Origin of the sequence: Acinetobacter psychrotolerans, from assembly GCF_048552595.1 — a bacterium.
GTDB lineage: Bacteria > Pseudomonadota > Gammaproteobacteria > Pseudomonadales > Moraxellaceae > Acinetobacter.
Genome location: NZ_JBIMDK010000007.1, coordinates 96,648 through 110,748, shown reverse-complemented (window position 1 = coordinate 110,748; position 14,101 = coordinate 96,648). Strand labels below are relative to the sequence as shown.

Annotated in this window: 16 protein-coding genes; 9 read left to right on the top strand and 7 right to left on the bottom strand. The window is 38.6% G+C overall.

Annotated features, from left to right (window positions below):
• Window positions 1–6: 6 nt before the first annotated feature.
• Window positions 7–510 carry a DUF4442 domain-containing protein gene (locus ACG94X_RS08615; RefSeq protein WP_419383311.1) on the top strand — a complete coding sequence of 168 codons (504 nt, stop codon included), beginning with the start codon at window positions 7–9 and terminating at the stop codon, window positions 508–510.
• Window positions 511–675: 165 nt separating this feature from the next.
• Complete coding sequence (locus tag ACG94X_RS08610) at window positions 676–1,179, top strand: nuclear transport factor 2 family protein (RefSeq protein ID WP_419383310.1); 504 nt, start codon at window positions 676–678, stop codon at window positions 1,177–1,179.
• Between the two features lie 69 nt (window positions 1,180–1,248).
• On the opposite strand, the gene ACG94X_RS08605 is transcribed toward ACG94X_RS08610, so the two are convergent.
• The 3 genes from ACG94X_RS08605 to ACG94X_RS08595 form a co-directional block, all read right to left on the bottom strand.
• Entirely contained in the window at window positions 1,249–1,617 is a 369-nt protein-coding gene (locus ACG94X_RS08605) for an acyl-CoA thioesterase (protein ID WP_419383367.1), read from the bottom strand.
• A gap of 72 nt (window positions 1,618–1,689) precedes the next feature.
• Window positions 1,690–2,124, bottom strand: coding sequence for a thioredoxin TrxC (gene trxC, locus ACG94X_RS08600; RefSeq protein WP_419383309.1), 435 nt, complete (start codon window positions 2,122–2,124; stop codon window positions 1,690–1,692).
• Window positions 2,125–3,021: an alpha/beta hydrolase gene (locus ACG94X_RS08595; RefSeq protein ID WP_419383308.1), complete on the bottom strand. Its 897-nt coding sequence runs from the start codon at window positions 3,019–3,021 to the stop codon at window positions 2,125–2,127. It lies immediately after the preceding gene.
• A 124-nt stretch (window positions 3,022–3,145) separates the two neighbouring features.
• Here ACG94X_RS08595 and ACG94X_RS08590 point away from each other — a divergent pair, with 124 nt between their 5' ends.
• Window positions 3,146–3,481, top strand: coding sequence for a protein tyrosine phosphatase family protein (locus tag ACG94X_RS08590; RefSeq protein WP_419383307.1), 336 nt, complete (start codon window positions 3,146–3,148; stop codon window positions 3,479–3,481).
• A 307-nt stretch (window positions 3,482–3,788) separates the two neighbouring features.
• On the opposite strand, the gene ACG94X_RS08585 is transcribed toward ACG94X_RS08590, so the two are convergent.
• Entirely contained in the window at window positions 3,789–4,439 is a 651-nt protein-coding gene (locus ACG94X_RS08585; protein ID WP_419383306.1) for an HAD family hydrolase, read from the bottom strand.
• A gap of 184 nt (window positions 4,440–4,623) precedes the next feature.
• Here ACG94X_RS08585 and ACG94X_RS08580 point away from each other — a divergent pair, with 184 nt between their 5' ends.
• Window positions 4,624–5,100, top strand: a complete 477-nt coding sequence (locus ACG94X_RS08580; RefSeq protein ID WP_419383305.1) for an RNA pyrophosphohydrolase — start codon at window positions 4,624–4,626, stop codon at window positions 5,098–5,100.
• 106 nt (window positions 5,101–5,206) lie between these two features.
• Complete coding sequence (ptsP, locus tag ACG94X_RS08575; RefSeq protein ID WP_419383304.1) at window positions 5,207–7,501, top strand: phosphoenolpyruvate--protein phosphotransferase; 2,295 nt, start codon at window positions 5,207–5,209, stop codon at window positions 7,499–7,501.
• A 47-nt stretch (window positions 7,502–7,548) separates the two neighbouring features.
• Here ptsP and ACG94X_RS08570 read toward each other — a convergent pair whose 3' ends face one another.
• From ACG94X_RS08570 to ACG94X_RS08560, 3 genes are all read right to left on the bottom strand, one after another.
• The gene (locus tag ACG94X_RS08570) at window positions 7,549–7,737 is read right to left on the bottom strand and encodes a DUF7230 family protein (RefSeq protein ID WP_419383303.1); all 189 of its coding nucleotides are present in this window, start codon (window positions 7,735–7,737) and stop codon (window positions 7,549–7,551) included.
• Between the two features lie 170 nt (window positions 7,738–7,907).
• Window positions 7,908–8,477, bottom strand: coding sequence for a carbonic anhydrase (locus ACG94X_RS08565; protein ID WP_419383302.1), 570 nt, complete (start codon window positions 8,475–8,477; stop codon window positions 7,908–7,910).
• Between the two features lie 289 nt (window positions 8,478–8,766).
• Window positions 8,767–10,434 carry an acyl-CoA dehydrogenase family protein gene (locus ACG94X_RS08560; RefSeq protein ID WP_419383301.1) on the bottom strand — a complete coding sequence of 556 codons (1,668 nt, stop codon included), beginning with the start codon at window positions 10,432–10,434 and terminating at the stop codon, window positions 8,767–8,769.
• Between the two features lie 80 nt (window positions 10,435–10,514).
• Between ACG94X_RS08560 and ACG94X_RS08555 the strand changes: the two genes are divergently transcribed.
• The 4 genes from ACG94X_RS08555 to ACG94X_RS08540 all read left to right on the top strand — a co-directional run bounded on the left by ACG94X_RS08555 (window position 10,515) and on the right by ACG94X_RS08540 (window position 14,101).
• The gene (locus ACG94X_RS08555) at window positions 10,515–11,141 is read left to right on the top strand and encodes a TetR/AcrR family transcriptional regulator (RefSeq protein WP_419383300.1); all 627 of its coding nucleotides are present in this window, start codon (window positions 10,515–10,517) and stop codon (window positions 11,139–11,141) included.
• A 505-nt stretch (window positions 11,142–11,646) separates the two neighbouring features.
• On the top strand, window positions 11,647–13,167 hold the full coding sequence (locus ACG94X_RS08550) for a catalase (RefSeq protein ID WP_004718136.1): 1,521 nt from the start codon (window positions 11,647–11,649) through the stop codon (window positions 13,165–13,167).
• Between the two features lie 102 nt (window positions 13,168–13,269).
• Entirely contained in the window at window positions 13,270–13,716 is a 447-nt protein-coding gene (locus tag ACG94X_RS08545) for a thiol-disulfide oxidoreductase DCC family protein (protein WP_419383299.1), read from the top strand.
• Entirely contained in the window at window positions 13,703–14,101 is a 399-nt protein-coding gene (locus ACG94X_RS08540) for a DoxX-like family protein (RefSeq protein ID WP_419302493.1), read from the top strand. Before ACG94X_RS08545 ends, ACG94X_RS08540 begins: the two co-directional genes overlap by 14 nt.

Genomic DNA, 14,101 nt, shown 5'->3' with positions numbered 1-14,101 from the left:
TTTTATATGACTCAGATCAATCGTTTAGCAAAACTCGTTAAAGCAACATCAAAACTACCAAAAGGTGTTCGCAGCACGATATGGAGTAAAGCTTTTGGTCGAGTCGTTCCTATGGTCGGTTCAGCAAGTATTAAATATGTCGAAGTCACTCATTCACAAGTGATTGTTGAAATCAAAAACCATCGTGCAATGCAGAACCATATTGGTCAATTGCATGCCGTTGCAATGGCACTCATTGCAGAAACAGCGACAGGTTTTGTGACAGGTATGAATGTACCTGATACTTCAATTGTACTCATCAAAAGTATGCAACTCGAATATAAGCGCCCATCTAAAGGTGATATGCGAGCAGTTGCGACATTAACGGATGAGCAAATTAAAGCAATGCAAAGCACTGAAAAAGGCGAAACATTGGTTAATGTCGTGATTACGGATGAATCAGGCAAAGAACCTGTTACAGGGCAAATGCTCTGGGCTTGGGTTTCTAAAGACCGTCTAAAAAATAAATAACAGAAATTGTACCCTTAAAATTTTATAAATGTAAATAAAACTTACCTTTAGGTAAGTTTTATTATTACGATTTTCTACATAATTCGCACGTTCTCACACTATATTTTCGGTCAACTCCGCTTCAAAATAAATTCACATAAGAATTTACTTTGAGCCTCACTCATCATGAAAAAAATAGTTTTATCTTCCACATTATTACTTTCACTGATCATGACTGCATGTAGTCAAAATCCGCACCAAGTCGCTGCTGCTGTCAATCAACAAACCTTAAACGCCATTTCGGCAACGCAACAAGCTGAAAATAATAAAAAAATAGTGACCGATTTTTATGAAGGTGTATTTTTAAAGCATCAAGTTAAAGCCTATGCAGACCAATATATTGGTGAAAAATATACTCAACACAACCCTCATGTGCCAGATGGCAAAGCACCCTTTGTCAATTATTTCACAGGACATTTCAAAGAAAATCCTGATGCTAAAAGCGTGATTAAACGAGCAGTTGCCGAAGGTGATTTAGTATTTTTGCATGTTCATTCAACGCAAAATGCACAAGACCGTGGTGTAGCAGTTGTAGATATTTTTAGAGTGGAAAATGGAAAAATTGTTGAGCATTGGGATGTACAACAAGAAGTCCCTGCCAACGCAGCGAATAGCAATACTATGTTTTAGAAAAATAAACTGACAAAAAAATCCCAGCCTTTAAACTGGGATTTTTTATTTATTTCACAGACTCAAAATTTAAACACTTTGCGAAGCAAAATGCTTCTGTTTAACATCTTCTGGAATTTGACGCTTATTTCCTGCAACATCAACAGCAACAAAAGTGAATACTCCTGCCGTTACACACTTTGCAGCACGTGAACTATCATGACTATCCCAAACTTCAATCTGCATTTGAATAGACGTATTGCCCACTTTTAAAATTTTGGTATAACAACTAATGACATCCCCAACTTTCACAGGGACTAAAAAAGTCATCTGATTGATCGAAATCGTTGCGCAACGCCCTTTGCTGAAACGCTCAGCATGAATCGCACCTGCCAAATCCATTTGTGAAACAATCCAACCACCAAAAACGTCACCACTCCAGTTTGTATCTGCTGGCATAGCAATCGTTTGTAAAGACAGTGTACCTTCTGGTTTTACATGAGAATCTGACACAAGAACTCCGAACCCCAATTATTTATTCAGGGTAACTAATTGTTGATCTAACCACTCTTTTAATTGGTTAGCACGTAATGCACCACTTATTCTAGCAACTTCCGTGGTTTTATTCATTAAAACCAACGTTGGGATACTGCGAATATTGAAAGCACCGCTCAAACGAGGGTTGGCTTCTGTATCAATTTTAGCAAACACGACATTTGGATAGGCCTTTGCAACTTCGGCAAAATGTGGTGCCATCATTTTGCAGGGATTACACCATTCAGCCCATAAATCAATAAAAATAGGTAAATCACTATTACTGACAAAATTACTAAAATTTTGCTCATTCAACTCAATCGGAGCTAAAGGCGTTAAAGTTTGATGGCATTGCCCACAACTCGGTTGAGCCGTCAATTTTTCCTCTGGCACACGGTTTTTTGCGCCACAAGAAGGACATACGATAATCATCTAGCTCACTCCAATATGTTGATGTAAAAACTCTAATTGGGTCGAAATCGCTTTTTCCAACCATTTGCCATGATAAATATCAAAATGCCCCATATCCCACTCATAATATTGTACAAAAGGTGCAATATTCGTCGCTGTTTCACGACTCGATTCAATGGGAATAAAACTGTCTTTTTTCGCAGCAATGAATAACACAGGAATATTAATACTGCGTACCGTCTGAATAGGTCTAAAGCGAATCAAATTAAAGAACACTCGCGCTGGGACTTCACCACTCCAAAAATAATCTGGATTGATCATCGACATATAACCATTGTAGCTATCACGCACGGGAATAAAACTGAGATCAAAAGGATGCACCACAGGTAATGTTTTAGGTACCATACCTACTTTTGCACCCATATAATCTTGACTAGATATTTTTAACGCTTTGGGTAATTGTTGTAATGGAAATAGCTTTGCCGTTTCAGCACCATCAACAAAAGGTATTTGAACCATAATGGCTTGAATATTTTTCAACTCGTTGGCTAAATTCAAAACATAGCCACCACTGAGTGAAGTTCCCCACAGTACAATTTTACGGTTATTAATACTTTTTTTATTTGAAATATAAGCGGTTACTGTTCGCCAATCTTCCAACTGTAAATCTAATGAAACCAATTCTCGCGGAAAACCTGTACTCCCCCCCCAATAACGATAATCGAACAGCACCACGGCATAGCCTGCTTGTGCAAATTTTTGTGCAAATGGAATCAATCTAAATTGTCTTAATGCAGCAAAGCCATGTGCCATAATAATGACGGGTGGCTTTTTTATATTTTTAGGTCGATAAAAATCAGCGGCAATGACCTCTTGTCCAATTGGGACATACAGTGGTTCAACTGTATATGCGTACATACGCGCTCCATTGCGTTATTTTTTAGATATTTCTTTTATAAATCTTATGTCATTTAAGCTCATTTCTAAGCTTAATGCTATCATAGATAGCATATTCGATTTTTAATAATTTTGGAGTGACGCAATGAGTGAAGTTGTCGGTTTTGCTGGTCAAATTAGTCCTGAACAAATTGCTCAAGTGGCAGAAAAAGGTTTTAAATCTGTCATCAATAACCGCCCAGATATGGAAGGTGGCCCTGACCAGCCGACCAGCGCTCAAATTGAAGAATCTGCACGTGCAGCAGGTTTAGACTATGTATATCAACCTATTATTGCTGGACAAATTTCTGAAGTAGATGTTAGAAAATTCGCTAATCTTTTCAATGAGCTTCCAAAGCCTGTACTCATGTTTTGTCGCTCAGGCAATCGTTCAAATAATTTATATCAAATTGCAAAACAAATGGATTTACTCGACGACTAATTTGCAACCACAATAAACGAGTACTAAATATGCAAAGGCATTCATGATAATGGATGCCTTTTTCATTATATTACCGAACCTACTCATTTTGTTTACAGCTTTAATTCATTTTACCCACTAAAATAAACTCACATTTAATATCAGGGTTTACTCATGAAAATGATTGCTGTGGTTCTTTTGGCATGTGTGTTTCTTTCTGCCTGTAGTTCTATGAATGTTCGACCTACGGTTGGAGTCAGCATGGGAACAACGATAAAATAAAAAACAGCACTTATGTGCTGTCATCAATCTAGTTTTATTGAGAAAACTAGATTGACCAATCTTCAATTGTCCAACCTTGTTCTTTTGCCAATACTTCTAAGCGATCGTCAGGATTCACGGCAATCGCATGATCGGCATATTCTAATAGGAAACGATCATTAATCGAATCTGAATATGCCCAAGACTCTGTCACAATACGTCCTTCAAGCCACTGATCCAGTCGTGCCAATTTGCCTTGTTGGTAACATGGAATATTCGTTACTTTACCTGTGTATTTCCCGTCTTTTACTTCTGCATTGGTGGCAATAATTTCTGTAATGCCAAACTCGCGAAAAATAGGTCCGGTAATAAAGTCAGAGGTCGCTGTAATTCCAACCAATTCATGCCCTGCATCTTTATGCTTTTGAATGGCTGCAAAACCTTTCGGACGCATTTGCGAACGAATGACTTTTTTCATGAATAGTTGATGTAATTCGGTTAAATATTGATTGTCATGTTTGGTTAAAAAATCGAAAACAAATTCATTATAAGCAATCGGGTCAAGCTGCCCTGCTTTATAGTCTTCATAAAATTTGTCATTCATAGCACGGTGATAGACTGGATCGACCAAGCCTTCATTGACTAAAAACTCGCCCCAAGAATGGTCAGAGTCGGTATTTAATAAGGTGTGATCTAGGTCAAACAACGCCAATTTCATGAAAATACTCGTTCAAACTGAAATTTAAGAAAAAAAATGTAAATCTATCTCCGCTTGTCGATAGAAATTCGTTAAGATCATACCAATTTTACAACATTATTACTTTGACTTTGTCGAGTTGGACAAACGAGTGTATGTCCCCATATACAAAGTCAAATGGAATTAACAAAATTTAGGTAGCCAAATGATTGACTCAGAAGGTTTCCGACCCAACGTCGGGATCATTTTGGCAAATGATATTGGACAAGTCTTATGGGCAAAACGCATTGGTCACAATGCATGGCAATTTCCTCAAGGGGGGATCCAGTTTGGAGAAACTCCTGAGCAAGCACTGTATAGAGAGCTACGTGAAGAAGTTGGACTCTTGCCAGAGCACGTCCAAATAATTGCACAAACAGAAGGTTGGTTGCATTATCGTTTGCCGCTTCGATACATTCGTTCGGACTCAGATCCAGTTTGTATTGGGCAAAAACAGAAATGGTTTTTATTAAAACTTGTAGCTTCGACGAAAAATATTCAGTTGAACCTATCCGATCCGCCAGAATTTGATCAATGGCAATGGGTCAGCTATTGGTATCCGCTTGGACAAGTGGTGAATTTTAAACGCGATGTATATCGTAAAGCCATGACGGAGCTATGCATGAAGTTACCTCGGCAATGATCTGAAATTTCTTCAAAATTATGAATGATTTTTCAAAACAGTGCTGTTATAAGTAATGCTATCCAAAATACTTTAAAACATATGACAAACTAGGGAGCATACATTCATGTCGAACATGCAACTGGACACTTTGAGGCGTATTGTACAAGAGATCAATGCGTCAGTCAGTTTGCATGATTCTTTAGAAATCATGGTCAGCCAAGTTTCTGAAGCAATGCATGTGGATGTTTGCTCTATTTACCTTTTAGATGAACGTAATCAACGTTATGTCTTAATGGCAACCAAAGGTCTGAACCCTGAATCTGTAGGTAATGTTTCATTGCAATTGGGTGAGGGTCTGGTTGGTCTAGTCGGTCAACGTGAAGAAATTGTCAATTTAGACAATGCCTTTAAACATGAACGCTTTGCTTATTTCCCAGAAACAGGGGAAGAAGTCTATAACTCATTCCTTGGCGTACCTGTGATGTATCGCCGTAAAGTCATGGGCGTCATGGTGGTTCAAAATAAAGAATCACAAGATTTTAGTGAAGCTGCCGAATCATTCCTAGTGACCTTGTGCGCCCAACTTTCAGGCGTAATTGCCCATGCACATGCTGTGGGAAATATTGATGTTTTCCGTAAGCCCAGTAATGCATCTAGTTATAAAACCTTCCAAGGTTCTTCTGGTGCAGGCGGTATTGCACTGGGTCGTGCCATCATTCTCTACCCTCCTGCGGATTTATCGGCTGTACCTGACCGCGATGCAGATGATATTAGTGAAGAACTTGCGCTTTTAGATCGCGCTATTATCGATGTACGTTCAGAAATTCAGTCTCTTGACGACAAAATGCAAGATTCGCTCATGGCGGAAGAACGGGCTTTATTTAGCGTGTTTTTACGTATGCTCGATGAAAATGCCCTACCTGCCGAAATTAAAGAAATTATCCGTGATGGTAGTTGGGCTCAAGGTGCAGTTAAACATGTGATTGATCGTCATGTGGCTTTATTTGCCCAAATGGAAGATGATTATTTACGTGAACGTGTTTCTGACCTAAAAGATCTTGGACGACGCATTTTAGCTGCATTGCAAGAAGGTGACACCAGTCATAAAGAAATTACCTCTGAAAGTATTTTGATAGGTGAGGAAATTAGTACCGCTGCATTGGTCGAACTCCCTGTTGATAAAATTGCTGCCATTGTCACATCTGAGGGTGCAGCCAACTCACATATGGTGATTGTGGCGCGTGCATTGGGTATTCCAACTGTTGTTGGCGTCACTGAACTGCCTGTAAATAATCTTGATGATGTCGAAATGATTGTCGATGCGTACCAAGGTCGTGTTTTTGTTAACCCACCACGTCGTCTACGTACTCGCTATAAAGAGATTCAGAAAGAAGAAGAACAAATTGCCAAAGATTTAAAGCAATACGAAACCAAAGACTCGATTACGCCGGATGGTGTTACCGTCAAACTCTACGTCAATACAGGCTTGATGATTGATGTGGTTCGTGGTGTACAACGTGGTGCAAAAGGCGTTGGACTCTATCGTTCAGAAATTCCATTCATGTTACGTGACCGCTTCCCAGGTGAAGAAGAACAGCGAGCGATTTATCGCCAACAGCTCAGCCATTTTGCCAATAAACCCGTGATTATGCGGACATTGGACATTGGTGCAGACAAAGATTTACCTTATTTCCAAATAGAAGAAGAAAATTCTGCTTTAGGATGGCGTGGTATTCGTTTTACACTCGATCATCCTGAAATATTCTCTTCACAGATTCGTGCCATGCTCAAAGCCAGTATTGGCTTGAACAATCTGCACATTTTATTGCCGATGGTGACCAATGTCAGTGAGGTCGAAGAAGCACTTTACCTACTCGAACGTGATTGGCTTGCTGTGCAGGAAGAAGAACAAGTTAAAATCACCAAACCGAAAATTGGAATTATGGTCGAAGTACCAAGTGTGCTTTTACAAATTGGTGAATTTGCAGAGTTAGTCGATTTCTTCTCGGTCGGTTCGAATGACCTCATTCAATATTTATTGGCTGTAGACCGTAATAATCCACGTGTAGCAAGTGTTTATTCACACTTCCACCCTTCAGTTTTACGTGCATTAACTCGCTTGGTTCAAGAATGTCACAAGTATGACAAACCGATTAGTATTTGCGGAGAAATGGCGGGAGATCCACTTTCTGCGATTTTGCTCATGGCAATGGGTTTCAATACATTATCAATGAGTTCGAGCAATATTTTGCGTGTGCGTAAAGCCATTTGCCATGTGCCAATGACAGATGCACAAAAGCTATTAGAAGAAGTCGTGGCACTGAGTAATCCACTGATGGTAAAAAGCTGGATGGAATATTATTTTAAACACCATGGTTTAGGCGATATGGTGAAATCAAATCGTATGGTTAATATTTAATTCTTATTTCAAACTTATTTTTAATTTTTAGATCGTTATTGTTTAAATCAGCAATATATTACAGACATTAAAAAAGGCCGATAATCTTCAGAATATCGACCTTTTCTGTGTTTATTATAACCACGTTTGGCATCTTTTTTACGGTCTGTAAACACTTGGCTCTTGTTCACTTCATGCATATGTTTCGCTACAAAGTTGTTGATGACCATTTCTGGCACCGCTTTTTTCTTTGCCATTTTCCTCACCTTTAAGACTGTATTTCCACCACTGAGTGGAATGCTGATATTACGCTTTTTTGTACAGAATACAAGCGCATTTTTCTTTTCAAGAACACATCTATAAAATAAAAAAACAGACTGAATTTCAAACTTTATACATATTCAACCATCTTGAATATCCATGATTTTTAAAATGATTCAGTCTCTATATTTGCCCATTGAATTTCGCCTGTATCCAAATGGTACAGAGCCGCTAGAACTTTAACATTCTGAATAATTTTGTCCTGATGTTGATCCAGTGCTGTTTGAATAATACCCGCGGTTTTCCGAGTATGATTTTCTATAGAATCAATGACATTTCCTTCTACGATATGTCCATCAATAAAAGAAACAATACTTTGTAATGGTCCCTTCATAACCTGATGCCCATGCGCGGCTGTCACAGCACCACAATCTGAATGCCCAAGGATCACCACTAATGGTGTTTCTAAAAATTGAATCGCATATTGGATACTACCCATTACAGATGTATCGCAAACATTGCCGGCATTCTGAATAATAAAAATATCGCCCAAACTGCAATCAAAAATAATATCAGGAGAAACTCTTGAGTCTGAACAACAAAGAACCACAGCATATGGATGCTGCCCCTCGACCAAGTCCTGTAAATTATGGTGTAAGACATGATTCATTTTCTGCTGAATAAAGCGTTGATTACCATCTTTTAATACCTGCAATGATATTTGCCAGCTTTTCATTGATTAACACCCCATTATTTTTAATTCAGTTACTTCTCATCCCGTTCTATCTAAATTATTTATTTCCAAGTATTTAAACGTATAGCATTGCTACAATAATTTGTTCAGCTATTTTGCTGTAGTTTTACCGTCAATTCTGTATCAAATCATCAAAATGCCTAATAAAGTGCTTTATTTTCTGGCTAATAGCAAAATGCGCCCATTTCTACTAGAAAAGGGCTTTGGAGAGTTTGTTTTAAAATAAGACTCCCTATGAAAAATAGGAAGAGTCTCACCTATAAGATGAAAGTTAGAAAGTACTCGGCAACGCCCTTTCCAGTAATCTATCCACATCTACGGCTTTAGCATCGATCATACCCACCACGCGTCCATAAAACGCACTATAACGTGTTGTAATAAAAGCATCTGCAACAAAATCTGGTGCATATTGTTTCAGCAAAATAGCCTGTGCCAAGATGACCAAGCGACTGACTAAACTACGTGCCATAAATTGCAATCCATCTGCTTGTAAGCCACTAAATAATTTAAATAAAGCTTGTAATTCATCTTGTAAAATTGAGTCTTGAGATGCAACCTGTGCAAATGATTTAAATAAGACTTCAATTGATTCACGGTCACGTTGGATTGCACGTAATACATCCAAACACATTACATTACCAGAGCCTTCCCAAATGGTGTTTACAGGGGCTTCTTTAAAAATACGTGCCATGATTCCTGTATCGACATAACCATTGCCACCAAAGACTTCCATCATCTCACCCGTCAGCTCCACAGCACGCTTACACACCCAAAACTTTGCTGCCGGTGTCATGATTCGTCTCCATGCCAGTGATAATTCATCATCACTCTCATAGCAATGCGCAAGATGAAAACTCAATTGCATAGCTGCTTCTGTTTCCAAAGCTAAATCCGCCAATACCGCTTGCATCAACGGTTGTTCCGCCAAATGTTTACCAAAGGCCTTACGCTGACGGGTATAGGCAATACATTGTACCAAAGCCTGCCGTAACATCGCACTTGAACCGACTGAACAGGTCAAACGTGTATAGTTTGCCATTTCAATAATCGTGGGAATCCCGCGCCCAGCTTCACCGATCATAATGCCCCAAGCATTTTTAAATTCAACTTCTGAGCTTGAATTACTGCGATTACCTACTTTATCTTTGAGTCGCTGTACTTGAACTGGATTCTTTGTCCCATCTTCCAGCCAACGTGGTACAAAAAAGCAAGCCAATCCATCTTGTTCTGTTTTTGCCACGACTAAATGTGCATCACACATCGGCGCGGAAAAGAACCATTTATGCCCTGTCAGTAAATATGCTTGCCCACGTCCTGACTCAGCTACAGGAACAGCCCGTGTTTCATTGGCACGCACATCTGACCCGCCCTGCTTTTCCGTCATCCCCATACCTAGCCAAATTGACTTTTTCTGAGAAATCGGAATATCACGTTCATCGTATTCAGTCGATAAGAGCTTTTCACCGACTTTTTCCCACAATTCAGGTTCATTTTGAATTAAGGGAATACTGCCTAGCGTCATAGAGTTAGGACATAGATTGCCACACTCGACTTGTCCGCTCAGGAAAAATCGAGCGGCCCAATCGACCCACTTTGAACTTGATTGTGGATGATTAAATGGATATGCATGCGTATCGTATTGTCGATTTAGCCGCATCCATTTATGCCATGCAGGATGAAACTCTAGAAAATCTTTACGGCGACCACGAGCATCAAAACTATGTAATTCAGGAGTATGTCGATTGGCCAAATCGGCATATTCATAATATTCAGTAGAACCCGCAATCTGTGAGAATTCAGTTAGGCATTGCTGATCCTGACTGCCATAACGTTGCAAAATTTCTATTAAGACTTGATCTGTAGTCAATAAATTATAATTTTGCAGTTCGTCAAACTGATTGCTAATTTCATGTGTTTGCCAATTCTCTGCTGTGTTCATCCTGAATTCCTGTCTTGTTGTTTTAACCAATTGCATTCAGTATAGAAGAAAATACCTTCAAGGATGTTCGGATTATTTTTATGGCTTTACCTGCAATCAATGTGCGTCGTAAACCACGTCAGTCAAGGGCACGTATCACGCAAGAAGCGCTGATGGAAAGTTTTGTTCGGCTTTTACATGACCATCCTGCCAATAAAATTACCATTCGTGAAATTACCGATCTTGCTGGTGTGGGTTTAGGGACGTTCTATGAGTATTTTTCTAAAAAGGAAGATTTGATTGCTTTAACCATTCACCAACATGTAAAAAGCAATGCAGAAGTCTTAAAAAGTTATGCACAAAGCGTGTATGACTTATCCCAAAAATCAGATTTTCAAAGCTATTTACAGCAAATTATTCATTTTCAACTTGAGCAAATACAAGCACAACAATTTTTATGGGCTCAGTCTTTCTTGTTAGAACGACAGGTTTCCAGTATTGGAACATATCAAAAAAGTTATGCCATGATGGTAGAGATGTGGCAAAACATGCTGAAACCTTTTATTCAGGATGATGAACAACTCAAACACATGAGTCTAAATGTTCAACGAATTTGCTATGGTTTTGTCTCGCAAACATTGTTGATCGAACCTGAGTTTAATGATTGGAAAGGTTTGGAAGAAGATATGATTCAAATCATAAACAACGTTATATGTATAAAAAAATAGATTTTCTAAAATTGAATGCTATCAATTTTCGCTTAGCAAAATATTCTCAAATGGATAAAGACAAGTTGGATATTGCCAAGCCAATTTTATTAAAAATACAAACTATTTATTTTTTTATTTTAAACCATCACTGTTGTCGTAAATAAAAGCTAAATGAATATTTTTCCTTCAGTATGCAGAGTTGTATTTCATTTATCGCCAAAACAAATCAATAATAGTATTTTTATCAATTTCACAAATAGAAAAAATCACTCTACAGTAAAGTTATCGCTTCAAAACATTGCTTGCTCTTCCTTGATCAACAATATTTTTAAAGCAGATATAGGCCAGTAAGTTGTTTCTAAAAATAAATGACAAATCATTTATTTTTAGATCAATTAGATTTAACAATTGTTCACTATATTGGTTTTTCAATTACGGTTAATGTCATGTAATAGCGAATATTCTTTATCTATTCCATCTATTCAAAAATGAATACATGATTAATTAAAAATGGAGAAATAGAATGAGCCAAGACTCAAAAAAATGTCCTGTAACCCACCTGACAACGGCTTTTGGTGCACCTGTTGTAGACAACCAAAATAGTTTAACGGCAGGCGCACGTGGTCCTCTACTGGCACAAGATTTATGGTTAAACGAGAAACTGGCCAACTTTGTACGCGAGGTTATTCCTGAGCGCAGAATGCATGCAAAAGGTTCAGGTGCTTTTGGTACATTTACCGTAACTCACGATATTACTCAGTACACACGCGCTAAAATATTCTCACAAATTGGCAAACAAACAGAAATGTTTGCACGCTTCACTACTGTAGCTGGTGAACGTGGTGCAGCAGATGCAGAACGTGATATTCGTGGTTTTGCACTCAAGTTCTATACCGAAGAAGGTAACTGGGATCTCGTTGGAAACAACACTCCCGTCTTTTTCATGCGTGATCCACGTAAATTTCCAGATTTAAATAAAGCCGTAAAACGCGACCCTAAAACCAATCTACGTAGTGCAACCAACAACTGGGATTTTTGGACATTATTACCTGAAGCTTTGCATCAGGTGACAATTGTGATGTCTGATCGTGGTATTCCAAAAAGCTTCCGCCATATGCATGGTTTTGGTAGTCATACTTACAGCTTTATCAATGCAAACAATGAACGCTTTTGGGTCAAATTCCATTTTCGCACCCAACAAGGCATTGAAAATTTAACCGATGCTGAAGCGGAAGCAGTTGTTGCTAAAGATCGTGAAAGTAATCAACGTGATTTATTTGATTCGATTGAAAATGGTAACTTCCCAAAATGGAAGCTTCAAATTCAAGTGATGCCTGAAACAGATGCAGAAAAAGTCCCTTATCATCCATTTGACCTTACCAAAGTTTGGCCTCATGCAGATTATCCACTGATTGATGTGGGTGAGTTTGAGCTAAATAAAAATCCTGAAAACTTCTTCCTTGATGTAGAGCAATCGGCTTTTGCACCAAGTAACTTAGTTCCAGGTATCAGTGTTTCACCTGACCGTATGTTGCAAGCGCGATTATTTAACTATGCAGATGCTCAACGCTACCGTTTGGGTGTGAATTATCAACAAATTCCTGTCAATGCTGCACGTTGCCCTGTTCATTCTAATCACCGTGATGGTCAAGGCCGTGTCGATGCAAACTATGGCGGTTTACCACACTACGAACCGAATAGTTTTAGCCAATGGCAGGAACAAGCTCAGTTTAAAGAACCACCACTAAAAATCAGTGGCGATGCAGATTATTGGGATTTCCGCCAAGATGATTCGGATTATTTCAGCCAACCACGCGCTTTATTCAATTTAATGAATGATACGCAAAAACAAGCACTGTTTGATAATACGGCGGGGGCGATGGGTGATGCACTTGATTTTATTAAGTATCGTCATATCCGTAACTGTTATGCATGTGACCCAGCGTATGGCGAAGGCGTGGCAAAAGCCTTGGGCTTAACTGTTGCAGATGCACAAGCTGCACGCGATAGCGATCCTGGTAAAGGTCATCCTGGTTTTCAATAAGCCTAGCTCAATAAAAGTCATTCAATAGAAACCGCCTTCGGGCGGTTTTTTATTTTGTGTAAATGCACTATATTGAAGAAACTCCCAATCGCGAGTAAAGCCATGCAACAGAAAATTGAAGCGATAATTCAACAACATGACATCATTTTATTTGATGAAATCTGTGTGTTATGTAATGGCTGGGCAAAGTTTTTAATCAAATATGATACACAGGCACAATTTAAATTAACTTCGGTGCAATCACCTTTAGGGCAAGACATCTTAAGACATTACCAAATGCCCACTGAGCAATTTGATAGCATGTTGGTGATCAAAAATGGGCAAGCCTATAGTGAATCCACTGCTTTTTTAAAAGTGATTGAAAGCTTAGGACTGCCCTTTTCGTGTTTAAAAATGGGTTATGGGATACCCAAATTTATCCGAGATTTTCTATACCGCCGAATCGCTTTAAATCGCTATCGTTTATTTGGTACAACTGAGCAGTGTTTACTGCTTTCATCTGAAAATAAAAAACATTTCTTGGAACATAGCATTGATGCAAAATTCTAAAGCACTTCAAAATGCCCTATTGACCATTCATATTTCACTGGCTGTATTATGGTTTTATCAAGGACTCATCCCTAAAATCATATATAAAGTCGTCGAAGAGCAGCAATTTTGGCAATTTACAGGGATTCAATTGTTGCCCATTCCTAGACTTATTGAACTCTCAGGATTTGGAGAAATAATATTTGGTGGATTATTTCTTATTTTTAGACAATCAAAGCTTCTGCATTATTTCAATATCATCGCGATGCTGTTGTTTTTACTGGTTGTAGCGATCGTTTATCCACACTATTTTGCGCAGGGTTTTAATCCTTTCATCATGAATACCGCAATGGCTGCACTGTCTATTGTCGCAATTCAACTTCTCAATACTCAAAAAGCCGAATAA